18 protein-coding genes and 1 pseudogene are annotated in these 24,120 nt (G+C 58.2%); 8 read left to right on the plus strand and 11 right to left on the minus strand.

Translation table 11 applies throughout. The features are described from left to right. Positions 1 to 21 precede the first annotated feature (21 nt). The gene (locus NKH83_RS09890; RefSeq protein ID WP_023675619.1) at positions 22 to 744 is read right to left on the minus strand and encodes a nucleotidyltransferase family protein; all 723 of its coding nucleotides are present in this window, start codon (positions 742 to 744) and stop codon (positions 22 to 24) included. A gap of 512 nt (positions 745 to 1,256) precedes the next feature. Between NKH83_RS09890 and NKH83_RS09895 the strand changes: the two genes are divergently transcribed. Continuing rightward, positions 1,257 to 1,931 carry a LuxR C-terminal-related transcriptional regulator gene (locus tag NKH83_RS09895; protein ID WP_352480474.1) on the plus strand — a complete coding sequence of 225 codons (675 nt, stop codon included), beginning with the start codon at positions 1,257 to 1,259 and terminating at the stop codon, positions 1,929 to 1,931. A gap of 180 nt (positions 1,932 to 2,111) precedes the next feature. Here the strand turns inward: NKH83_RS09895 and NKH83_RS09900 are convergent, their stop codons facing one another. Further along, positions 2,112 to 3,851 (minus strand): PAS domain S-box protein, encoded by a 1,740-nt coding sequence (locus NKH83_RS09900; protein ID WP_352480473.1) that lies wholly within the window; start codon positions 3,849 to 3,851, stop codon positions 2,112 to 2,114. 287 nt (positions 3,852 to 4,138) lie between these two features. On the opposite strand from NKH83_RS09900, the gene NKH83_RS09905 reads away from it, so the two are divergent. From NKH83_RS09905 to NKH83_RS09925, 5 genes are all read left to right on the plus strand, one after another. Then, complete coding sequence (locus NKH83_RS09905; protein WP_352480472.1) at positions 4,139 to 4,849, plus strand: helix-turn-helix transcriptional regulator; 711 nt, start codon at positions 4,139 to 4,141, stop codon at positions 4,847 to 4,849. A gap of 243 nt (positions 4,850 to 5,092) precedes the next feature. After that, positions 5,093 to 6,175, plus strand: coding sequence for an NAD-dependent epimerase/dehydratase family protein (locus NKH83_RS09910; RefSeq protein ID WP_352480487.1), 1,083 nt, complete (start codon positions 5,093 to 5,095; stop codon positions 6,173 to 6,175). Between the two features lie 163 nt (positions 6,176 to 6,338). Further along, positions 6,339 to 7,874 (plus strand): lipopolysaccharide biosynthesis protein, encoded by a 1,536-nt coding sequence (locus tag NKH83_RS09915; protein ID WP_352480471.1) that lies wholly within the window; start codon positions 6,339 to 6,341, stop codon positions 7,872 to 7,874. Next, positions 7,871 to 8,914 (plus strand): glycosyltransferase family 2 protein, encoded by a 1,044-nt coding sequence (locus tag NKH83_RS09920; protein ID WP_352480470.1) that lies wholly within the window; start codon positions 7,871 to 7,873, stop codon positions 8,912 to 8,914. The genes NKH83_RS09915 and NKH83_RS09920 overlap by 4 nt, the downstream gene beginning before the upstream one ends. 95 nt (positions 8,915 to 9,009) lie before the next feature. Next, complete coding sequence (locus tag NKH83_RS09925; RefSeq protein WP_352803674.1) at positions 9,010 to 10,056, plus strand: class I SAM-dependent methyltransferase; 1,047 nt, start codon at positions 9,010 to 9,012, stop codon at positions 10,054 to 10,056. A gap of 312 nt (positions 10,057 to 10,368) precedes the next feature. Here NKH83_RS09925 and NKH83_RS09930 read toward each other — a convergent pair whose 3' ends face one another. Genes NKH83_RS09930 through NKH83_RS09945 form a run of 4 tightly spaced genes read right to left on the minus strand, consistent with a single transcriptional unit; the run spans position 10,369 to position 17,059 of the window. Continuing rightward, positions 10,369 to 12,585 (minus strand): GumC family protein, encoded by a 2,217-nt coding sequence (locus NKH83_RS09930; RefSeq protein WP_352803677.1) that lies wholly within the window; start codon positions 12,583 to 12,585, stop codon positions 10,369 to 10,371. 1 nt (position 12,586) lies between these two features. After that, on the minus strand, positions 12,587 to 14,581 hold the full coding sequence (asnB, locus tag NKH83_RS09935; protein WP_352480467.1) for an asparagine synthase (glutamine-hydrolyzing): 1,995 nt from the start codon (positions 14,579 to 14,581) through the stop codon (positions 12,587 to 12,589). A gap of 4 nt (positions 14,582 to 14,585) precedes the next feature. Beyond that, a complete protein-coding gene (locus NKH83_RS09940) occupies positions 14,586 to 15,842 on the minus strand; it encodes an O-antigen ligase family protein (RefSeq protein ID WP_352803680.1) in 1,257 nt (418 codons plus the stop codon). Then, positions 15,839 to 17,059: a glycosyltransferase family 4 protein gene (locus NKH83_RS09945; protein ID WP_352480465.1), complete on the minus strand. Its 1,221-nt coding sequence runs from the start codon at positions 17,057 to 17,059 to the stop codon at positions 15,839 to 15,841. The genes NKH83_RS09940 and NKH83_RS09945 overlap by 4 nt, the downstream gene beginning before the upstream one ends. An 887-nt stretch (positions 17,060 to 17,946) precedes the next feature. Here NKH83_RS09945 and NKH83_RS09950 point away from each other — a divergent pair. Next, positions 17,947 to 19,791, plus strand: a complete 1,845-nt coding sequence (locus tag NKH83_RS09950) for a calcium-binding protein (protein WP_352803683.1) — start codon at positions 17,947 to 17,949, stop codon at positions 19,789 to 19,791. A 109-nt stretch (positions 19,792 to 19,900) separates the two neighbouring features. On the opposite strand, the gene NKH83_RS09955 is transcribed toward NKH83_RS09950, so the two are convergent. Further along, positions 19,901 to 20,884 (minus strand): aldo/keto reductase, encoded by a 984-nt coding sequence (locus NKH83_RS09955; RefSeq protein WP_352803686.1) that lies wholly within the window; start codon positions 20,882 to 20,884, stop codon positions 19,901 to 19,903. Positions 20,885 to 20,894: 10 nt separating this feature from the next. Further along, a complete protein-coding gene (locus tag NKH83_RS09960; RefSeq protein WP_352648301.1) occupies positions 20,895 to 21,050 on the minus strand; it encodes a YjiS-like domain-containing protein in 156 nt (51 codons plus the stop codon). A 234-nt stretch (positions 21,051 to 21,284) separates the two neighbouring features. Between NKH83_RS09960 and NKH83_RS09965 the strand changes: the two genes are divergently transcribed. Then, positions 21,285 to 22,154, plus strand: coding sequence for a LysR family transcriptional regulator (locus NKH83_RS09965; protein WP_352648298.1), 870 nt, complete (start codon positions 21,285 to 21,287; stop codon positions 22,152 to 22,154). 644 nt (positions 22,155 to 22,798) lie between these two features. Here NKH83_RS09965 and NKH83_RS09970 read toward each other — a convergent pair. From NKH83_RS09970 to NKH83_RS31610, 3 genes and pseudogenes are all read right to left on the minus strand, one after another. Beyond that, positions 22,799 to 23,149, minus strand: coding sequence for a MurR/RpiR family transcriptional regulator (locus tag NKH83_RS09970; RefSeq protein WP_352479336.1), 351 nt, complete (start codon positions 23,147 to 23,149; stop codon positions 22,799 to 22,801). A 5-nt stretch (positions 23,150 to 23,154) separates the two neighbouring features. Further along, on the minus strand, positions 23,155 to 23,979 hold the full coding sequence (locus NKH83_RS09975; protein WP_352803691.1) for a 3-methyl-2-oxobutanoate hydroxymethyltransferase: 825 nt from the start codon (positions 23,977 to 23,979) through the stop codon (positions 23,155 to 23,157). A 50-nt stretch (positions 23,980 to 24,029) separates the two neighbouring features. Further along, positions 24,030 to 24,116 (minus strand): annotated as a pseudogene (locus tag NKH83_RS31610) (hydroxypyruvate isomerase); the annotation flags it as partial. Between the last annotated feature and the right edge of the window lie 4 nt (positions 24,117 to 24,120).

The following is a 24,120-nucleotide window of genomic DNA, read 5'->3' on the forward strand; positions in this document are numbered from 1 at the left end:
GGAACCGAGCTCGTGACTTCATCATGCAGCCGTCGCGGTGACCTCGATCGAGGCCGATTGGTCTTCCCAGGAAATGGTCTGTGCGTTCTGGAAGTCGTCGACGCGCCCGATATCGAGCCAGAGACCCTCATGCTTGTACACGTGCACGGTTGTGCCGTTCTGCATCATCTGCAGCATCAGGTCGTCGAACCCAAAGGGTATGCCGGATGGGATAAACTGCAGAACGTCCGGGTTCATGCAGTAAATTCCCATGCTGACCAGATGCGAGAGGGTCGGCTTCTCGCGAAAGACCTGCACGGTATTGTCGACTTCGTCGATGACGCCGAAATCCATCTTGATCAGACGACAGGCTGTTGCGATCGTCACCGGATCGGTGTGCTTACGGTGCGCTGCTACAAATCGACTGAGGCTTAGATCCGTAAGGACGTCGCCATTGAGAACGATAAACGGCTCCGTCAGTTCATCCCTGATCAAAGACAGTGGCCCGATGGTGCCAAGCGGCTCCATCTCCTGCGTATATCGAATCTTCAGGTTCCACTGCGAGCCATCTCCACACACGGTGCGGATCAAGTGGCCGAGATACCCGGTTGTAATATAGACTTCCTGAATACCGTTGCGTCGCAACCATTTCAGAAGCATCTCGAGAACCGGCCGTGCGCCGATCGGCATGAGCGGCTTCGGCAAGACCGAAGTGAAGGGGCGGAGGCGTGTTCCCATTCCTCCACATTGAATCACCGCTTTCATCCTGGTCCTCCCTTGTTCATTCGGCCTGAACGCTATCGTCACGGGCCGGCTATCCTGCCTTGGTCAGCACCCGGGAAACACGTTCTTTGCCCCTCCGAAGAACCGGTGAGATTTCCCGTAGAAGACCGGTGAGATTTCCCCACCGATCCCTGATCCGGACATTGCATCTGGATGGTATGTGGCCGTCGGGGTGGATGTCGTCGTGCATTCGAATGGTAACAATTCGGCCGTTTTGCTGTTCTATATCTTTGGATCTATGGCAGTGCTGAACGACCAGCCGGTCTGTCAGCTTTCCAAAAGGTCAGAACGTATGTTCGACGACGTTCGGCGGGTTCGCTCACAAGGGGCAAAAAAAAAGAGGAGCGTTTCCCGTTATTTAAGATTATATTAGAAATTCGGCGTTTGCGGTGTTGGGGGTGCCGCGGCGTCGGCTGGATGAATCGACGAGTGAATGGCTACGACTTCAGGCCCATCACCGTTCAATCCATTCAGATACGCGTTGGGGTAGTTCAATGTATCGAATCGTCATCGCCGACGATCACGGCTTGTATCGTCGCGGCTTGCGATTGGCACTGACCGCAGGCATTCCAGGTGTAGAGATATTTGAAGCGTCTTGTTTCGACGCGGTGCTCAGTTTGCTGGCGGAGCAATCGTTCGTGGATCTCGCGATCCTGGATCTGAATATGCCAGGCCTGTTCAATCAAGAAGTGCTCGGCGGGATCCTGTCCGCCTATCCGGATACGCGATTTGCGATCGTTTCCGGAAACGATTCACGCTCGGAAATACTCACGGCTCTGTCGATCGGGCTTCACGGTTACATCGTAAAGTCGCAGACGGACGAAGAGGTTGTTTTGGCCGTCAATGAAATCCTCTCCGGGCGCATCTATGTTCCCGCACTTCTGTCACGGTCGGGTGCAACGCAAGCAACCCACGCGCATACCCACTCCGAGAAGGGCCCACAGCGACGTACCGCTGGCGTCAACCTTGGCAGGCTGACCTCGAGGCAAAAGGAAGTCCTCAAGCTGATGGCGGAAGGCTATTCAAACAAGGAAATTGCGCGCGATCTGGAAATCGCGGAGGCGACCACGAAAATCCACGCTGCTGCGGTTCTGCGTGAATTGGGGGTACGAAATCGGACCGAGGCTGCCGTTATGCTGAAGACTTGGCTTTCGAGACATGCCAGCTAGAGCGCCGCGCGTCCTTTTGGACGTGCAACGGCATCCCATGACTCCTCACGCATATTACTGCATATCCAAAGCCACGGCGCAGCTTTGGGCCAACGACATTCTTGGAAAGAACACTGCCCATCTCAAAGGTCGCTCAGCGCCACTCGCCTTTAGATATCTGCTTCCGATTGTAGCACTGCACTACAATCCGATTTCCTTGCGCGACAGCCGCAGCGAATACCGCAACCCTTGGTCCGATATTTCCAGCCTGGGAGAGTGACCGACAAGCGGCGCTCCATCCACTCCGATTATCATGGAACCGAAGCCATGACGGACTACACTTGAGGTCCGCCGCCGCCCCGATTCGACCCACTCGAACACGATATCGCTGCCTGTGTCTTCAGCTGCGAACGTCCAGCTTACGTCGATCCGGCCTTTTGAATCGCCAAGCGCTCCGTATTTCATGGAATTGGTGGCAAGCTCGTGAACGATCATTGCAAAACTCTCGGCGGCGCCTCCCGATATCGCCACGGACGGACCGCTGACCGATATGGCGCGTGTCCCCATATAAGGGTGCAACTCTTGCGCAACGAGATCGTTTATCGCCCCCGATACGCTGCCATTGCGGGAAAGAAGCAAATGGGTTGCCTCGAGCGCGCGTATCCGATCGATCAGCATTTCCTTGTATTTGGCGACGTTATTTCCGGGAACATCGACCATCTTCACGAGCGCCGTGATCACCGCGAAAACATTGCCGAATCTATGACGCTGTTCGAGCATGATGCGCTCCCGCTTCTTTGCCGCGGCACGCAGCAGCGTGGTTTGTCGTCTCTCGCTCAGGTCGGCAGCCACTCCAAGCCGCTGTCCACCATCATCATGTCTTTCCTCCCTTCCGCGCAGCGCAACCCAGCGGATATGTCCGTCCGGTCGGCGGACACGTATCTCAACATCGTAATTCGTGACCGATGGTGCGGCCTTTCTCGATGCGGCCAGCTTTGGCCAGTCCGCCGGATGCACGACAGCTGACAGTTCCTCCAAACTGCGGCTATTGGCCTGGGCCAGGCCGAGAATGTCCCAGAACGTGTCCGAGCCCGTGACTGTCCCGTCTTTAAGGTCGATGCGCCACGTGCCCAAGCGTCCAGCAGACAGAGCGAGGTCCAGCCATTCCTTCTGAGCCCGAAGCGCTTCGTGAACAGCGCGTCGTTCCGAAATATCGTCGACCACCACGAAGATGCTCTCCGAGAGTCCCCCCTTGGGCACGGACGAAGAAAGCGTTAGCCGAGCCCAGAATGCCATACCGTCCTTTCTTAACAGACGGACCTCGGAAACGAACGAAGAGATGTCATTGCCCAGCCTTGCCAACAATTGCGCCAAGGTATGCCGGTCATTCGGATGGGCGAGCGTATCGAGCCGCAATTGGGCAAGCTCCTCCTCCTTGTACCCGGTCATCTCGCAAAGGCGTTTGTTGGACTGAAGCAACTCACCTTTCTCGTTGGTGTTCGCGAATCCCAGGGCAGCACGTTCGAAGGCCCAACGATAGCGGCTTTCTGTCGCTTCGACGGCAGCTAGCCTGGCCTCCGCGACTTCCAGCAACTCACGCAAGTCCTGCCGAAGGCGATGGAACGTCATGGCAATTACCCCGCCCGAAACCAGAAGCAGGATTGCGCGTGCCCAATCTCCATTTGAAATGTGATCGTGTCCTCGCGCCCACAGGCCGACAGTCACCATAAGAATGGTCGCAGCAAGCGCTGCCACGCGGTCTTCGAGATAGGCGATAATAATAATCGCCGGAATAAATTCCAGAAAACTTGCGCCTTGCCCAATATAGGCTGACGATTTGATTTCAAATATCAGTGTGGCAGCTAACACCGATGCAGAGGCAATATGAGTTAGCAATCTGCCCGACGGGTTCGAATTCGACCTGCGCGACTGCGAGCTCATGGACACAGACTACAACCTTCTGACTAGCCCGTCGAGACTAGAGCAAAAAACGTACAGCTTAGTACCACTGCCGGATTGCCATACCGCTATCATAGCGCGCATTTTATCGGACGCAGCGGGGCCTAAGAGCTGCCTTAGAACTGTCGGATCATATTAAGTTTTTCAAGGTGGCGATGAACATATTATCCGTCAGCGCATAGAAGACTAGAATCCAGCGACACATAGAAGACTACATGAATCCCGAATACTTATTTCGGGCGTGTGAAACTTTGGGTTAGGGGTAGAAAATGAATCTGATCGATAGACAGGTCAATACCTCTTCGAGCAATCGGTACATTGCTACGAGGACCAGGTATGATTTTGAAGCGCGGAATACGCGGCCCTCTTCTGGTCACCTTGCCGATCGCGCATCGGATCTATTGGACGCAAGGTTCGGCGAACAAAAAGGCCGCAGTCTGGAATCCATAACCGGCGTGCTTGATCGCATTGGCTGTGGCTATCTCGTGCTGAATCGCGAGAGAAAGGTGGTCGAGTGGAACGCAGCCGCCCAAACCACGCTTGAGCGCCAGGGCGAAGCGGCCGACACGGCGAGCGGGCTTACGACCGCCCTAAGGCGGCTGATCGCAAATGTTCCGGGTCAATTCCTGCCGGGCTCACTATCCTGGGTGGTGATCCGCAGCAGAGGCGACCGTCCGGTGATTCTGAACGAGAACGGCGTTATCGCTCCCGACGGAACGAGCATTGTGGCGTTGCTGGATCGGGATAACAGATCTGGGCCAAATCCTCGCACGTTGCAAAGAATGTTTGGCCTGACGAGCGCAGAAACGCACCTCGCCTTGCGCCTGGCTCAGGGCGACGCTCCTTTGGAGATCGCTCGCAGCTGGCGCCTCAGCCGCACCACGATCCGTTCCCAGCTTGCCTCGCTGTTCGCCAAGACCGAAACAAAACGCCAGGCGGAACTGGTGGCCCTTCTTGGCCGCATTTCGGTCCTGCCGTAGGGGCAGGCCACTGGATACCATCGCCGGACGTCGGCATCCGCCCGGGGATTCAGACGGCGCAAGTTGGAGTGTCATGACTTGGCAGGTCGTGCACCGCATGACGGAAGCCGCAATCCCGGACCGGCCATTCGGTACTGTCGAACGGATTCGAAAGGCGACAAGTTGGACAACGATGTAGGCAGCGAGTCTGTTCTTGCCGCAGCGAAGAAGGTGGAAATCGCTCGATCGCGTTCGGACCGCGCGGTGAAGAGACTGGCACGGACCGGACCGATCGTCGTCACCGGTGCGGCAGGCTTCATTGGTTTTCACGTCGCTTTGCGGCTTTTGCGTCTGGGTGTCGAAGTCATCGGCGTCGACAATTTCTCTCCCTACTACGATCCACGACTCAAGGAAGCGCGATTTGCGCGCCTCTGTACCGAGTCGGGCTTCACTCCGATGCGAATTGATCTGGCGGATGCGGCGCGTGTCCAGTTGCTGTTTTCAGAAGTTCGACCTTCAAACGTTGTGCATCTCGCGGCTCAGGCCGGCGTGCGACATTCACTAGTTGACCCGCATGCCTATCTGCAATCGAACATAATAGCCTTTCTCAACGTCCTTGAGGGCTGCCGGCACTTCGGCGTTAATCACCTCGTCTATGCCTCGTCGAGCTCCGTCTACGGCTCAAATCGAACCATACCGTTTTCCGAGCATCACGGCGCCGATCATCCTGTCAGTCTATACGCCGCAACCAAGCGTTCAAACGAATTCATGGCGCATTCATACAGTCACTTGTTCGGCTTACCTATGACTGGACTGCGCTTCTTCACTGTTTATGGCCCCTGGGGCAGGCCCGACATGGCGGTCTATATGTTCACGCGTGCGATTATCGAGGGGAATCCAATCGAAGTAGCCAATGCCGGCCGCGTGTGGCGAGACTTCACCTATATCGACGATATCGCTGAGGGCGTGGTTCGAGCGCTTGCTGCACCGCCGCGGCCCGATCCGCATTGGGACCCTTTCACCGCCGATCCTGCTACAAGTTCCGCGCCGTATCGCGTCTACAACATCGGCAACGACTGGCCCGAGGAGATCAACCGGCTCATTTCGATCATCGAGACCGCCCTTGGCTGCCGGGCGCTTCGCGTGGATGTGCCGTTGCCGCCTGGCGACGTTTTAGAGACACGCGCCGACGTCAGCGATCTTCGCAAGGCCGTCGGCTTCGCCCCGACGACGCGCCTTGAGGACGGAGTGCAACGCTTTGTCGAATGGTACCGGGACTTTCATGGAAGGGACACCGCGACCAGCATACGGCAACAAACGTTGGTGCATGTAGGGGCCACCGTGTGATCCGCGCCTTGTCGGAGCGACGGATCCACGCGTCTGTTATCCTGTCTCGGCTGCTGGTCTGGTCAAAAGATCAAGGTGATGCCGCACAGCGTAACGACGAAATTTCCGGTCATCGATGCCCCGCGCGATCCTCGCGCAAATCAGCTTATCGCGGGCAGTTCCAATGAGCGATCTCAATTCAGAGACTGAAGTTGTACTTGGCACGGAGCACAAAGAATTCGCCGCATCCGCGTTCTGCCGAACAATGTCATTCAGATGGATGATGGTGACGTTCAGGCCCCATCGTAAGCTCTATTCGACCGCATTTTTGCCTCCTCGGAATCGCGAGCTCATGTCCCAAAGCTACTTTCTGAGATCCAGGACGGTTCCTACGGTCGAGAAAATAATCACCCGTGTTCCTCCAAGCCCGATCGGCGGTATTCTTCGCGCGGCAGGAGGCGTTTCGGCCATGGCGATTGCCGGCCAGCTGACCCTGGTCGCCGCCATTCCCGTTTTGGCCCGGCTCTATTCCCCGGCAGATTTCGGGATCTTCACGATTTACCTGTCGATCGTAAACATCCTCGGTGCGATCGCAGCATTGCGTTTCGAGGCCTCGCTTTATGGGGTCAAGGACAGTGCGCAGGCATACGTGACCGTTAAGCTCATTCTCCTGGCTGTCATGGTGACGAGTGTCCTTGCCTTTGCGGCAGGACTGCTGTGGGCGAGCATCGCTCCAGCGCGAGTTGGCCACCTCGCCTGGCTCGTTCCACTTGGGATGGGGGGTGCCGGCCTCGTCGAAGCAATGAACTGCTGGAGTTTGCGCGTAGGCCTGCTACGCGACTTCGCCCTCGGCCGCCTGATTTTGCCGGCGACCATGGCCCTGCTGCAACTAACTTTTGGGCTCGCCCATTTCGGAGGTGAGGCGATGGTGCATGCTCATATCCTGAGCCAATTCATCTTTATCGGAATCCTCGGCTCTCGGGTTCTGAGCAGAAAGGACATAGGCGGCATCGCCCGAGCGCCGTGGCGGACCGTCTTTGCAGTCGCCAGGCGAGAATACAAGTTTCCATTGTTCGACATTCCCTCGGCCCTAGCGAGTTTTGCCATCATCAATCTTCCCGCAATACTCGTTGGTTCGCTGTTTGGCGCCGCTTTTGCCGGTTACCTGGGAGTTGCGTCACGGCTGGTGACTGCACCCGTGACGCTGATCGCCAACCCGCTTAGCAATGTTTTTGTATCTGAGGCGAACAAAACCAGCAGTCGCGCACATTTGCTCGGCACCGCGCACGGCCTGTTGATGCTTTCAGCCGGCCTCACTGCATTGCCAATATTAGCGCTTGGCCTGGCCGCGCCATATATCGTCGTTCCCCTCCTGGGCGCGCCCTGGGTTCCCGCCGCAGACATTATGACCGCGCTGGCGTTCATGGGTGCCACGCAGGCGTTGTCGACACCGCTTCAAGATGTCCCGGCTCTTCTGCGGCGGCAAGAGGTACGACTTCTCGTCGACGGCGCGCGGACGGCGCTTGTATTTGGCCCGCTACTCGCCGGTGCTGAGGCAGGTTGGGAACCACTTAAAGTCATTTATCTGATGGCGGCCGGCGGCGCCGTCGGGTTTGCATTGAAAACGGCGGCCTCTCTGTATCTTCTCCGCCACTACGTCGAACCATCGGGAGCCGCCATACCAAAGCAGAGTCATCATCTCGAGGGAAAAACACCATGAAGCACTCGCAGCTTGATCAGCTTCCAACGACCGATGTGGTTGACCAACATCATCGCGCTGATGCTTCGCGACTGCGCCCTTTCATTTCAGTTGCCATCCCGACCTTTCGCCGACCGGACACGATCCGCCGGGCGATGGATAGCATTCTGAGTCAAGATTTCGCCAGTTGGGAGCTGGTCGTCAGCGACGACGAGGGCCGCGAGGGAGCGACCTGGGCAATCGTGGCCGAGTATGCACGGACCGAGCCTCGCATCCGAATTGTCGAGAACGGTCGGGGCCGGGGTCAGGTCGAGAATACCAACAACGCCATGCTCGCTTGCGTCGGAAAATGGATCAAGCTGCTCCATGACGATGACTGGCTCGCCCCAGGCGCACTCAAGACCTTTGCCGAGGTTTCCACCAAGCATCCCTCGGCTGCATTCATGACCTGTGCCGCGAATATAATTGAAGACGATCGGATGAAATTCCGATTGCCACCGCAAGGGCGACAACGGATCTCCGTCTACTCGAGCCAGCAATGCCTAACGGACCTCTATCTGGTCCGTACGACGCGGAGCCTCGGGATCATCCCGTCGACGCTGTTGATCAACCGCGACGTCATTCACGCGGGTTGCCTGATGCGCGCGCACAATTCTATCCCGGCCGGAGTCGACCAGCTGTTCTTTGTTGACCTGGCGTGCCACGGAGACATGGTCGCGATAAATGACGGCTTGATTTTCTACGACGCGACCAATCACCCGAGCATCACTACGACTAAGAATTTTGACGAAGTTGATCAAGTAACTCTTGCTGTCAAAGAGCTTAACTGGAATCTAATTCAGGATCGTAAACACCTCCCTCGCCCCGAGACTTTGTTACGGGCGCTGCGGGTTGCTCGTATTCCCAGCAGATTCCACCAGCAGTCATGGCGAGCGACGATCCAAGATGCCATGCAAATTCTTCGCCCATCAGTCATGAAAATTGCGAGCCAGCACATTCTTACTTACGCGTTCGCCATCCGCCCGAGACTGGGCCGGTTGCGTAGCCAGAGGCGAATTTAGCGTGGCGGCATCATTGAGGCCTGCGTTGGCCGGCTGGCACGCATTCTACACCGTCGAAGGCGGCTTTCCTTCGTCCAGGCTTCAGGGATAGCGAGATGACCATTTGTCCGGCGTGTGGCAGTGTATCAACCGCAAAATTGTTCGAAGTGACAGCAGACGAGGCCTCTCGACATTTCATCAATCCGCGTCAGGACCCCGATCGCTCCCGAAAGTTAACAAGCCACCTGTCGGATCTCTGGGGCCGTAACACTTGCGACATTCGCAAATGCGCAGATTGCGGATTCGGTTTCGCAGATCCGTTCGTCGCCGGCGGCTTTGAGTTTTATAACTTAGCCTGGGCGTACCCTTCTTATCCAACTATGAAATGGGAATATGCAAGGACAATCGAAGAGCTCGCGGGCCTGAATACTGGCGGAAAGACTGCTCTCGAAGTGGGATCGGGGTTTGGGTATTTTCTCGACCGCATCAAGAATAAATTCTTCCATACTTCGGATATTTCTGCCGTCGACTACAACGAAACGGCGCGATCAGTACTGGCGTCAAAAGGTTTCAAGACATTTGCAAGTGACTTTCGAGATGGCAGCTTCAATTGCATGAAAGAGGCGTTCGATTTTATTTTCATGTTTCAGGTCTTCGAGCATATGGACCAAGTGGATGATGTTTTTGCTCGCTTAAAATATCTTCTGAAAACCCAAGGATCTGTTTTCATTGCCGTGCCAAATGAAAACAGAACGTACTATATGGAGTCTCACGGTTCGCTCGTAGACATGCCACCAAACCACATTGGCCGATGGACGAAAGGAGCCTTCGATGCCATATGTCGGCGGCACGGCTTGCAATTGAGCAAATGCGAGCGCGAGCCGTTCAATCTCGCCAAATTCCTGAAGCAAGACATCGTCCACAGCTTTTTGCGTAAGGGACAAAAACCAGGTAGTGTGAGTGAGTTCGTGCGGGCCTTGCCGCGAAGCAAAGCGCAACGAATGGCGCAAGGTTTGACCGCCCTTGCGATTTCACCGTCACGCTTGCCGGCATGGGCATACGCCATCAGGAACGCATCTACGATGGGCGGGAGCGCACTCTGGGCGAAAATCGACAAAGTCTCGTCACCTGCGCCACAGATTCATCGCCAAGCCAAGCAGTAATGAGCGGTGCGCCACGCCGCTTGTAGCGGGAAGGTGATTTTGACACCACCAGGCTGCTGGACCTGCCAAGCAGACGAAGGATGGCATCAGGGGCGTCGCCTCAGGCGTGGCTCCCGAAATTCATGAATGCCCGTCCGGCGGCTCCTGGCCAGTAGGTTCCGTTGTGACACCTCGGCCCCACGCTCCGGACGGATCTCTCCGCGGCAACCTCGGCTACGAGCGAATGGCCTGCGCCGGCAGCCGATCGGCGCCCAAAACAGTGATTTTCAACGAGCGGTGGTGGGAAGGAGGTAACAGTAAAAGCCGAGCTCGTCATGCTCCCTCCAGCAAGAGATCAGCGCTGTCCCCGAACCGGTAACCCGCGTGCTTCCTGAGATTAACCTTCGTGAGAACGCTTGCGACGGGAACCGAAGCTGGCGTATCGCCCGCAAGCAAGTCTAGGACGCCTCGCGCGATGCTGCGTCGCGTTTTCGCCCAGCGAATGGCGAAAAGAACCACGTCACCCCAGCCTGTCAGGAGTCTGGCCTCTGGTCCCTCAAGCCCCAGCGGCCCATTTATGATGACCACCCGATAGACCGAGTGCAGTTCATCTTTGAAAGGGGAGCCATCGACACTGGACAGTAAGGGCAGCAGATCCTCCGACGGTGCGAGCGCCATGAAATCGATTCCGATTGCCGACATTCCAGCTATCGCATCGCGCAGCGCACAACGGTCATTGATATAGTCTCCGAAAAAATTGTGCGGCTTACGTGCGCTGAATTCCTTCACAAACTCGCCTGTAAGGCGGCGGTCCGTGCGGTCCAGATCAATAAAGAGTACTCGCCCTCCAAGTCTTGTGGCCGCCAAGGCCATGCTCCATGCGAGCTCGGTCTTGCCATCATCCTCACTGCAGGATGTTATCAAGATTATGTTCGAGCAATCCCTCGCCCGCTGGGGCGCTGCAGCGACAAGCAGGGCCGTCACGGCGCGGCTGTATCTTGACTCCTGCTGACCTGAAACCAGCTGCTGCAGTCGCCTCGCGTGCGTTGTGGCAGCCTGGGGTATTAGCCCGAGGCACGGAACTTTGAGCGCTGCTTCAGCTTCGGCCTCCCCGTGCAAGGTGCTATCGAAGCGTTGGCGGACAAGTATGAAGATCCCCCCAATCAGGCCAAACACAACCATGCCGGGCGGAATAAGAAATATTGGCGAAAGAGTCGTTGGATTGGTAGGAGGCCACGCCGCTGAGAGAAGCCTGACTCCGGGGGATGGACTTGCAATACGCCGCATCAAGTCTTGTTGCCGGGTCAAAAGGTCGTTGTAGCGCTGCGTCAGGATGCCGACCTGGGGCTCGAGAGCGCGCAATCCGGAAAGCCGGCCGGCTGTATCGGCCACAACCGCATCCAGGACGTCCTTACGCTTTTGCAGCACCGCTATTTGGGAGCGATAGATGTTCGTCTCGGCAGCGACGCGGGCGATTTCTTGTTCGATCTCACGATCGATCGCATTTGTGACATCCTCATCTGTTGTGCCGTTGGCCTGGCGTGCCAAGAGATCGGCCAGCACGGGTGATCCGATGGTTTCGGCTACCGCGGCAACCGACGCGCCCCCCTTTCGCAAGTCCTGAATGTGTTGGAGTCGAGATTCCGATGCGGAGAGATCCGCTTTCGACAAGGAGATTTGCTGGGTGAGTTCGACTATCTCCTTGGCGGCATTATCCGCTGCACCTTGGTCGATCGCGCCATGGCTCAGCCGATACCTCTCAAGACGATCGGTCGCTTCTGCGAGACTGTTCTGTGTAGCTGGAAGTCCGGCAACTATTGATTCAAGTTCCAGTCTGTCCGATGCTTGGCTTTTCCTTGCCAGATCGCCAATATACACCTGCACGAACGTATTGGCGATCAAAGCAGCTCGCGCCGGATCGTGATCGGTGAAGCCGACACTGATGACTCTTGATCGCAACTCCTGGCCGATCCTTATACCCTTACGCAGTATCTTGAGTTCAGCCGCATCTGGCTCCGCCGGAGTGCTTCGCGGCCAAATTTCGGCCAGCAGATCGGCTGTACCCGAGCGCAACTTCGGCGGCTCGACGCCCGCAGGGTCAGCAGCAGAATTTTCGGTAACAGCATCAGCCTTTCTAGTATTGTTGAGAGCGTCCGTTTTGCGCAGCGCTGCCACCACGCTTCGCAGATGGCCTTGCGACGAGAGCATGGTGATGTGGTCGTCAATGCTGGAATCCAGCACATCTTGAGTAGAGACCGAGCCGCCGGCAGGGGCCGCTCTACTAGGTGCGTCGACGATTACCTGTGCAGTGGCTTCATACAGGGCAGGCCGTGCAAGACCCGCAAGCGCGGCTAATACACCGCCAGTGATGACCATGGCCAGCAGGAACCATTTTTTTCTTGAGAGGGTAATGAGGAGCTGATGGAATGGGGTTTGCGTGTCCATCTGTTCGCGTAAAGGCCGTTTCATGCGCGGAGCGATTTCGCGCGCTGGCACGTGCATTTCGTTAACGTGCGGAAGGTGGATGCGGCTAACTATGGACCCTTCCATCTTAATCTCCTGTAAGTTCGGGCACGCGAGAACCCGTTGCTGTGGGCGATGGGCGCCTTGCCTCGTTGTGCCAGGCCTGGAACATCAAAGCGGGCCACAATTCACGAGAATGGTCGTGCCTGCCGTCAACGTGATCGCGCCAGCACGCATCCACCTCTGCAAGGTCGAAAATCCCGTCTCCGGACAAACGCATATCGGCGACAAGGTCGTTTGCCCAACTCAGCAGCGGGCCTCTCAGCCAGACGGCTATAGGAACATCAAAACCTTGCTTCGGCCGCTCGATCAGCCGCTGCGGAACGTATCGGCGCAACAACTGACGAAGGATCCACTTGCCTTTGCCATTACGAACTTTCGTATTCGTCGGCAGGCGCCAGGCAAATTCGACAACCCGATGATCGAGCAGCGGGCATCGCCCCTCGAGGCTGTTGGCCATGCTGGCGCGGTCCAGCTTCACCAATATATCGCCGGGGAGGTATCCAGCCATATCGTCATACAACAGACGGGACAGCAGCCCATCAAGCCGGTGCTCGACGTGAATTGATGACGGTGGCTGGTGGAGGCTCAGGTTCTCGTTCGATGATCCCGTAAGTCGCCGATACAACTCGTCCTCGTTGGCTGCAGCAAGCAGCTGAGCTAGGCGATTCAGCCGATCCCCCCGAAGCGCATGCCGTGCACCCTCCGAAAGCGGCAGCTTGCCGACGAGATCGTGGCGGGCTGCACGGGCCAATAACCCAGTGCCTGCCGCGAGCGCCCGACGCAGTGCTGACGGCAGAATATGCTGTCGTCGCAGGCGGGCCGCCATGAAGTGGCGTGCGTAGCCGGCGAAGCATTCATCGCCACCGTCGCCCGACAGAGCCACCGTAACGTGCCGGCGAGCGAGCCGCGCCACCAGCAGAGTTGGTATCTGCGATTCGTCAGCGAATGGCTCGTCCCAGATCTGCGGCAGTTCTGGAATGACGTCGCGCGCTACGGCAGCCGAAAGGTGGAGTTCGGTATGGTCGGTCCCCAGATGGCGCGCGACTTCCGCAGCGTGGGGAGCCTCATCGAACCCGCCCTCTCCGAAAGCGATCGTGAACGTGCGCACAGGCTTTTCCGATTGAGCCTGCATAAGGGCCACAACCGTCGAGCTATCTATTCCGCCCGACAAGAAGGCCCCGAGCGGGACGTCAGCGATCATGCGCTCCCGAACGGCAAGTCGAAGCAGGCCGTCCAGTTCATTGGTGAGTTCCTCGTCGCTGCCGGCGACCTGTTCCGCCCGCCCTTCCGTGGCGGCTTCGGCCAGCGACCACCAGCGTCGAATGCGATGCGACAGAGAGGCGACACTGCGTTCCCCGGAGAACTCAGCGGCCGTTACCGACAGGACCGAACCCGGCGGCAGCTTGAACACGCCTCGCCAAATGCAGCTGTCATCCGGTACCCATCCCTTCGAAAGCATTGCCGCGGCCGCATCGATATCGAGCTCCTGGCAAAACCCTGGAAAACGGTTGATCGCCTTCAACTCGGAAGCAAAAACAAGTGCATCGCGTGTTGAGGCGATATAAAGCGGCTTTTTACCCATTCGGTCGCGGGCGAGATGGAGCGTCCTTGTCCTAAGGTCCCACAATCCTAAAGCGAACATGCCGGCGAAACGGGTGAGTGCTTTTTCGAGGCCCCAACTCTCAATTGCGGCGAGCATGACTTCGGTATCGCTGGCGCTCCGAAAATGATGGCCTGTACTCTCCAGCTCACGGCGCAAATCACGGAAATTGTATATTTCGCCGTTGAATGTAATGACATATCGGCCGCTTTCAGAATGCATCGGCTGACGGCCAGCCTCCGACAGGTCAACTATGGCCAGCCGCCTGTGACCGAAGGCGACCCCCGATTCACAGTTTACCCAGAATGCCTCGCCATCCGGCCCGCGGTGACGAAGTGCGGCCGTCATCTGCTCTATTGCCCTGAGCGGCCTCGTGTCGGCTGAATCGGAGGCAAGAAGAATTCCGGCAATACCACACATACCATTACCCCGGATTGTTGGAGATTGCAGAAACTGCTTTCGGCGTACCGGCGACAAGGCAGATGGTTAGCGCAAACCATACGATCGGGTGGCGGATGATCAGATGCGGCATCCCGAAGATGATGATTGACACCACGAGCGCTAACAGCGCGTCGAGCTTCGCACGCCACACCGATATGATGGCGGCGCCGACTATCCAGACCAGCGCCAGAACCGCAATGAGACCACCTTGAGTGTACAGGTCGAGGATCGTGTTGTGAGCCTCGAAGGGCCGTTCCAGAAATTGCGAGTCGAACACTGATGGGCGCTCGAGATGCGGACCTGGACCAAGGCCCAGCGACCCGGATTCGGCGCCCTTCTCCAGCGCTTCGTTCCAGAGATGCACGCGGAGTGCGGCGGTTTCGGCAGTGGCCTCGCCGCCTTTGTCCTTGGTCAGGCCCTTGGCGAAATTTTCGAGGACGCTCGCCTCAGTTACGGCGTAAGGGGTTATCGCGATCGCCAACGGAAGGATACCGACAAGCAACAGGAGGACGGCTTGCCGTGAAAAGCTGACCCTGTTGCCACCGGTCTTGAGCCATGTCCTGATCCGCAGCCCGAGGAACGTCAGGCAGGTCAGGATGCTGGTGTACAAATAGGTATCGCTCTTTGTCAGCCTCCCGACATAGAAGGTCAGGAACAAGCTGGCGATCCCAAGAAACCTGCCCCATCGATTGCTGGTGGTGGTCGCAAGATGCAAGGCTAGCGGGCCAAAGATTGCGCAGTAGAGCGCGAGCTGGTTTGGATTATGCGACCAGCCACGAAAGCGGTCCCAGTACCAGGGATCGACGCCAGCTTGGGGGATCCAGCCCCAGCCCTGTCCCAGCTGAATGGCAAGCGCGATATTCGCGATGCCCACAACCCACCAGCCAGTACGACGCAGCCGGCGATCAGCGTCGGGTTCTGCAGCGGCTAGGCAGGTGATACTGACCAACAGCAGGTAGGCCATCGTATCGTGCATCAGGCCCGTCAGATATAGAATTGTGGTCAGATAGCCGACGACGGTGCCGATCCCGAGAGCAAGCGCCATGATCGTCCAGAAGCTCACAAGGCGTGTCAGCGCCGGCCTTGTCTCCAGGTGGCCCCCGGCGAGTACGCGCCCAATCGACAGCATGATCCAAAGTACGATGAACAGTTCGCCAACCCCTAAGGGCGACCCTGGAATGTCGAGTTGCACCGCATAGGTCGTTGCGAGGCCGCAGGCCAGGATCGCGTCCCGGATCATCGGCGCCCGTCCAATCTGCTTCTCGCAGCACCCTCTCCAAACAAGGTCGGAGACGCCGGTCGGGCGAGATCGCTGTGGGGTTTGGCACCAAGGATATTTTTGTACAGATCGCAATATTGGGCCACCACCCGCGGCAGCGCGAACTGCTCCCGGACAAGTTCGACGGAACGACCGCCCATGACTTTTCCGCGACTGCGGTCGGAAAGGATGTCAACTATTCGAGATGCAAGACCATCGGCGTCGTGCGGTTGGACAAGATAGCCGTTCCATCCATCCTCGACCACTTCATTGCAGCCGGGCATGTTCGAGGCAACGATGGGCAAACCCGCCAGCCCTGCCTCGAGCAGGACGCGCGGGATTCCTTCTCGATATTGTGTGGGGAAGGCGAACACGTCGGCCATGCCAAGAAGGGCTGGAACATCGCGTCGTGGGCCAAGCGCGATAACATGAGGAGCGTGTCGATCGATTTCCGACTTGTCGACTGCAAATGGACCTTCGGACTCCCAAGGGCCGACAAGCACGAAACGAGCATTAGGTCTTTTGGAAAGGACGCGGGGCACTGCTTGAAGCAGTATCGGGATGCCCTTCTGGCGGGTCAGCCGGCCCACAAAAATCACGATCTCCGCTGACTGGAGCCCGAGTTCCTTGCGCATTTTCGTTGCCGGCGGAGCAAGATGCCTCGCCATGGCGAACGCATCGACGTCGATGCCAGAACTGCGGATCACTCTTCCGCTGCCGGGTTCAATTAATCGAAAGCGCTTGAAGAAGGCCTCATCGTCCCGGTTCTGAAACACCGTCGCTGCCGTCCAGAAGGAAGCAAGCCACTGCAGTCCGCAAAAGATTGGACGCAGGGTCAGAGCCCGCGGTTCGAGCGAGGAGAATGTCCAGCCCAGGCCGTTGATCGTGCGTACGACCGGGACTGTTCCGCGCAGCGAAAGGGGTGCGAGCAGGTTAGGCTTGGTGTCGAAACTTTGGACAATGTCAGGCCGGAGTTCCGCAACCAGTTTCCGAATCGCTCTTACGGCGGTCCACTCGCCACCGCCGCTGGCAAATCGGTCGAAACCGTAGCGGCGATGCGGAATGCCATGCCGCAAAAACGCAGCCTCATCGCCGGTCGAAACCGCAGTGACCCGGAAGCCGCTTTCGCGCAGCGACATTAGGAACGGAATTCTCAGGGCGTGATCTTCGCCTCCCACACAAACGAGATGCGGATTCATCCCGAAGCTCCCGTCCGTGCGCCGTGTTTCGGTCGCATGAAGTAACTACCTTTCGCATCTGCTTTCATGGTTTTGCTTCGTTACTTCTGTGCGCGTGAAAGGGTACGGTAGGAGGAGGCTTGCCTACTGTCCTCGTCTGTTTGAATGAGGTAAACCGCATTGGGATCACGGCCTTACGCACAGCGCGAAGCACCTCGACGGCATCTTGTGGATACGCCGATGAATTGTGCCTCGAACTCTGGCGACTTCTGCCAAGCCGGACTCGTCACTGATAAGCCAACCGAAGAAAGCCCTTCCGACAGTCGTGCGCTGTACGGCTGCTCTACGCTGCGATTCCTAAGCTCCCTGTCCGGTCCGCGTGTTACCAGGCATGATGATCAGCCCTCTCACCCACAATCCCTGACGCGGCTTGCCTCCTTGCGACCAGCGGGCAAGCCGATTCGACCCCTCCGATGTCGAAAACCTGATCTGCCGACCGATATCCCGCGACGAGCGGGCAGACGCTTACGAATTGTCCACAACTAATTGGTTGCGGCAATGGACTACGAAGGGCCTTGTCCCTTAGATTAAATGTTCTTCTGATCTGTAAATTTGCAGGTTAACAGCTAAATTAACAACTCAATACCGCAACATGCAGGCTAAATTTTTAAACAATTAATCTATCGATTTTCAATTAAATTGGGATTGATCTGCATAGCTATGCGAGCTTAACGTGATTGTATACTTGATATTTATTTAATACATCTATTGGGATTTCTCCCTCTGTGCAGCATTCCTACTGGCGATCAACCATTCTATCAGAGGCTGCAGGTATGTGATTTGGCGCTAATATACACCCTCTAGTAGGCAATCCCCGGGCGCTATCGAATGAGACAAAGGAATATTGGATGGCAACTCTGCACTACGCCTCGGGTGGCTCCGCCACCGAAATCGCAACCGCCGGGTTCAATCTGGCCGACGTTCAATATGTTAGCCAGGTCAACGCATTGCCGGATGGCATGAAGGGCCTGGTGTATCTGAATGAGCACGAGGGCGTAACCTCATCCTTCATCGAGAAAATGACCCCCTTCCTCGGCAATCCGAACGTGTTCGGATTCTATCTTGTTGACGAGCCCGATCCCACCGGCAGGTGGGGCACCTACGCAACCGCTGAGAACCTGAAGGCGGAATCCGACTGGATCCATGAGCATTTTCCGGGCGCCAAGACCTTCATCACCATGATGAATATGGGATCCCCGACCAATCCGGATTTTACGAACACCTACAATCCGGCCAACACGCATATCGACTATTTCGGAATAGACCCCTATCCGGTGCGCACGGGAACGGACACGGTCGATTACGACATGATCGATCGAGCCGTGGCTGCAGCGGTGAAGTCGGGCATCCCGGCTAACAACATCGTTCCGGTATATCAGGCCTTTGGCGGCGGTAACTGGGAGACTTCCGATGGCGGAAGACATGTCATGCCCACCCCCGAACAGATGCAAACCATGATCGATCATTGGGCCGCATTGGTTCCGACGCCCGGCTTCGACTACACCTACAAATGGGGAACGCAGAACGGCGACACCGCGCTTGAAAGCTCCTCCGAATTGCAAGCCGTTTTCCGGGAGCACAACCTCGCTACCACCGGGGCCGAACCTTCCGACACCAGCGACGGCAGCGCTGCCGCGACACCCCCTTCCGATGCCGCCGCCAGCGATAGCAGTTCGACTGTGACTGCCCCATCCCATGACGCCACCGGCGACAACACTTCGACTGCGACTGCCCCTTCCCATGACGCCACCGGCGATATCAGTTCGACTGCTACGGCCCCTTCCGACGCCACCGCCAGCGATAGCAGTTCGACTGCGACTGCCCCTTCCCATGACGCCACCGGCGATATCAGTTCGACTGCCACGGCCCCTTCCCATGACGCCACCGGCGATAGCAGTTCGACTGCCGCGGCCTCTTCCGAAGCCGCGACGGGCGATAGCAGTTCCACTGCAACTGTGCCTTCCACTGCCACCGCTGCCGATAATAGCTCTACTGTGGCCGCCTCCGACTCCAAGACCAGCCATGGCACTTCTACTGCGACTGCTACCGCCATCGCCCCTTCCGACGCCAGCACTAGCGATAGTAATTCTGCTGGAGCTGCGACTTCCCACCGCACGGCCAGTCACGGAAAGGCCACCAGTGATGCCTCCCATGCAAGTGCAAGCACCGACGAAATGGCGGGCCATAGCGGCAACGACACCTCCCATGTCGACACTGGCGGCAACAAGATGGACGATTTGGGCAGCGGCGTTGACCGGGTGCTGGCTGTGTTGAGCCATGCTCTTTCTGCCGGCTCGGAGTTTCTCGCCACCAACAATCACTCCGACAGAACGGCAACCAACCTGACCGGCCATGGGTTCGCCCAGACCGTCCAGAGCGGTGAAAATGTCGGGGCCCAGGCAAAGAACGGCGCCGCCGCCGAGATCATGTCGGGTCACGGAGGCAACGATGCCTTCGACTTCAGCAAGCTTCAGGACAAGCTCCACCTCGATCAAGCCGCTCTTGCCGAGCTTAAGTCGGGCGGGCTTTCATTGCATGCGTCTCCTGCTGGTACGGCCACGGATGATGGTTCCCACCACATCATCTTTGACAGCTCAACCGGGTCGCTCTCTCTCGACAGCGACGCGGTCGGCGGCGCAGCTCAAGCGCAGCTCGCCACCCATCTCCCGTGGCAGCATCACTCTTTGATCTGAAAACCGGAGCGGCGGACCTTCAACTCGAGCGTGTCCGCCGCTCCGTCTTTGTCCATTGCGCCACTGAAGGCCGCGTTATCGCCAATGCGAATTTCGGATTCGCCACACCCTAAGCAGTCTCGGCAATTTTCAGCACGGCGTCGATCTCGGCCATCACCGCTGCCGGCAGCGGCCCTTTTTCCAGCGCACCGAGATTGTCCTCGACCTGCTCGGGCCGCGTGAAGCCGGGAACCGGCAGCGCGATTGCCGACTTGGCGAGGATCCAGCCGAGCGCGCCCCGCGCAAGCGTGCGTCCGCCCGACGTGAGCAGGTCGCGGATTGCCGAGAGCCTTGACAGATAGTGCGGGTTGGCGGCGCCATCCCTGAAAAATACCATCCATTCGGCATTGCCGCCGCGCACATCGTTGGTGGGCAGCCGCATGGCCGGCGTGTATTTGCCGGTGAGCAACCCCATTGCCAGCGGCAGCCGGCTGAACGAGACGAGGTTCTCGCGCGCCGCAACGGCCATCAGCCCGTTCGCCGGGGTAAACACATTGAAGTCGTTCTCTACGGCGACGAAGCCCTCGCGCGGCGCGTAGGCGGCAAGCCGTTCGCGGTGATCGGTGCTCCAGCCGAAGCCGCCGATCTTGCCCTCCTGGCGCAACAGATCGAGCGTATTGAACACCTCGCCGGCGCGCTCGATCGGATACTCGTTGATATGTAGCAGCACGACGTCGATACAATCGCGCTGCAGGCGCTGCCGCGAATTGTCGATCGATGTCCGAATCGCCGCGGCAGAGGCATCCTCGGGTGCGATCTTGCGCGTTTCGGGATCGCCGAAATAGCCGACCTTGGTGACGATGACGGCTTCGTCCTTACCCTTCAACGCTCGCCCGAGGATCAGTTCGGCATTGCCGGCGCCATAGGCGGCCGCCGTGTCGAACACCCGCGCGCCGATCTCATAGGCCATCGCCAGCGCGGCTTGCGACCTGATGTCATCGACCTCGCCATAGGTTGTCGCCGTGTCACGCCAACGCGCGGGGCCACCCGCCGCCCAGGTGCCGATGCCAATGCCCGGTACCGAGCGGCCATCCCAAAGCTCAATCATCTGCATGCCCGGTTCCTCAACGACGCACGCTGGCGTGGCGGGCATGCTCGCGGATCTCTTCGCGAGAAATGCCAGCATCCGCAAGTGTGCTGTCTGGGGCCCGCCTCAAGCTCGCAAGCGTCTGGCGATAGGCAAGCCAGCGGGCGAAACGGTGTCGAAGTTCATCCAACATGATCGTCTCCTTTGGCGTGCAGAATGCCCGCGCGCCTGGGTTGGTCGAAAGCGCAAAGCATCGGCGCGAAGCGCATGCGCGATCGAAAAGATTGCGGTGGCTTCTTAGCCAGCCGAGGCGCTTGTCACTGTCCCGCCAAGCAAGAATGTCCAACGCGTCCAACGCCTGCATACTTGCGCATGATGGCCCTTCGCGCTACAGCCACGGTCGCAAGGAGTTTTTCATTTCTGCAAAATGGATATCGGCTGGGACGATCTGAGGTTGTTTCTCGACGTTGCGCGGCTGGGTGGCTTGAGCGCAGCGACGGGAACCACGCGCCTCAGCGCAGCCACCCTTGGACGACGCGTCACCGCGCTGGAAAAGCAGATCGGCGAACCTCTGTTCGTGCGCCAGCAGACCGGCTACCGGCTGACCCCGGTCGGCGAAGAACTGCTGCGGCGCGCCGAAGACGTCGAGGCAGCAATGCAGTCGCTGACCCGCTGGCGCGAGGGAAACCTGCCCGACCGCATTGTCCGCGTCTCGGCCGGGCCATGGACGTCGGCCTTCGTTTCCGCCCATATCGGCGAGATCTGGACGGTCGATGACGGCATAAGGGTGGAGCTTGTCACCACGACCGAGCGGGTCGACATCGGCCGCCGTGCCGCCGACATCGGCATCCGCAGCGAGCGTCCGACCGAGCAGTGGCTGGCCGGCCGTCAGAGCGGCAAAGTCGCTCACGCCATTTATTCCGGACGTCACCTGATCAACGGCATCGCCGCTGGATTGTTCGTCGGCGTCACCGGCGAAGGCGCAAACGTTGCATCGGCGCGCTGGCTGCAAGCCCATCACGGCGACCGCATCGCCGTACGTGGCAACAACACCCATGCGGTGCGTGAACTGGTGGCCGCCGGCGCCGGCCTTTCGGTCTTTCCGTGCTTCGTCGGTGACAGCGATCCGCGGCTGGTTCGCGTCGCTCAGCCTATCCCCGAGCTCGAAACCGACCAATGGATCGTCACCCATCACGAGGAACGTCACTCGCCGCCGGTACGAAAAGTCGCCGACCGGATTGCCGCCTTGATGCGGGCGCACCAGCCGCTGTTTCGCGGCGAGACGCCGATCCGGTAAGCCTCAGGCGTCGATCGGCCGCCAGTGGATCAAGAATCAGATATTTTGTGGGCCGGACGATGCGCCGCCGCTGTTGAGGACGCCGGAGTGAGGCGCGCTGCTCGTCGAGATCCTTGCCTTGGGCGAAGAGAGCGGTATAAACCGATCAGCACCGGGCCGCCTATCCGGTCACTCGTCCTCCTGCCGGCTCATAGCCGTATGCTTCGCCCTTACGCACCACGCGACCGATGCCCGGCCAGCCAAGGTGCGCGCCGGCGATCCACGTCCCCCGCCTTGGCCGCGTCACTGAAAACCTTCAGGCGGGTTGCGCGCGCCGTCGGCTGATCGTCGTCATGGCCCCAACTGAACGCGGGATTGCCGAACTGCAAGGCCGGCACATGAACGACGTCCCCGAAGAATAGGAAACGGTCCTCGTCCGTGTCGAACGCTTAGCCGGTATGACCGGGAGCATGACCCGGCAGGGCGACCGCCCTCAATCGCTCACCCACCAGGTCGCCATTCTCGACAGGCTTCAGCAGGGGCCGGAACTGCGCAAGGTGGGCGTCAGCGAAAAAGCTCCCAACAGCCGCCTCGGGAATTACGATCGCCGTCAAGTTTGGAAAGAGCACTCGGCTGTCGGGGTCAAAAGTCCGTGCACATGATCCTCAGCAGTTCGCCTTCACGTGTTCTTCCTGAAGTTTGAATCGATGCAGTATATGATTTCGGAAGCAGCTCTGCATTTCCACAAACGACCCAAACCCGAGACGCGATGCAAGTCGGGACACGGTCGCGGGTGATACATGGCATCGGCGCGCGATTGCGGCGGCATTTTCGAAAGCCACGTAATCCGGCTCCGCAAATATCACCCGGGCGACAGCCTCCGACTTCTCCGGAAGTGTCAGTTCCCTTTTGGCAATCAGCGCTTTGAGCTCGTCAAGCGATGGCGCTCGTCGGTTGTCAACTGATACGCGCTGTCGACCGCATGTCCGTGAGGGATAAGATGAGCCCACAGACATAGTTCTCAACCTTTAACTATCTTCATGAAGATATCGAACTCGGCATCCACAATCGGAACCGTGTGCTCGTAACCGGGATATCTGCCTGAATCGACGTCTGCCTTGTAGTTCTTAAAGGCAGCGACGCGCTCGTCCTGAATCTTCTCCAGCTCAGGGCCAAGGTTTCGATAAACTTTTCCGTGTCGCGGCTTATGGTTCTTGCCGTAACCGCAAACGTCTTCTGTGAAGAGGTACTGCGCATCGGCATATTTGCCAGCGCCCATGCCTAGCATGACAAGCGAGGAGTTTTCGGTGAGGAATTTCGCGACGCGATCTGGGACGACTTCCAGCTCCGCGCCGAAGACTCCTATTTGCTCCAGCTTTTGGGTGTGTCGCCAAATGCGCACTGCTTCGTCCGCGGTCTTGCCGACTGCGCGCCAACCCGTCCAGGTGATATAAGACGGCACTAGGCCGATATGGCCAACGACAGGAATGTAGTTGTCGCATAACGTCTTCTGGATGTCGTATGACGCCGCACAATAAAAGGCGTCGCCGCCTGTGCCGGCAAAGTGGAACGCTGCACGCAGATAGTCCTCCGCTGTTGCGAGCGGGCGGCCCGCGAAACTCCCATAGCTGCCATATGGCAAACCGACTTGTACGAAACAATCGCCGGCTGCTTGGCGCATTTCCGGATCGAAATATCGACCTTCGATGGAGAGCATATGGATGCCGGCGGCGGCTGCGGCAGCCGCCTCATCCGGGATGCTGACGAAGAGCATGGAGATTTTCTGTCCGCTCTTCTTCATCTTGCGGATGTCCTCGACATGAGGACGGTTGTGATACATGCCCATAATCAGCCTCCGCAGGGGATCAGGCAGTCAAACAGCGCCTTGGCGATGAATGGCCAATTCATTTCGGCGCGCCAAGTAATCGGGCGGTCGCGCCAGAGCATCTCGGCGCAGGCTGCAAGCTGGAACGGCTGGTCCATATGG

This window comes from Mesorhizobium sp. M0909 (genome assembly GCF_040319515.1).
Taxonomy (GTDB): domain Bacteria; phylum Pseudomonadota; class Alphaproteobacteria; order Rhizobiales; family Rhizobiaceae; genus Mesorhizobium.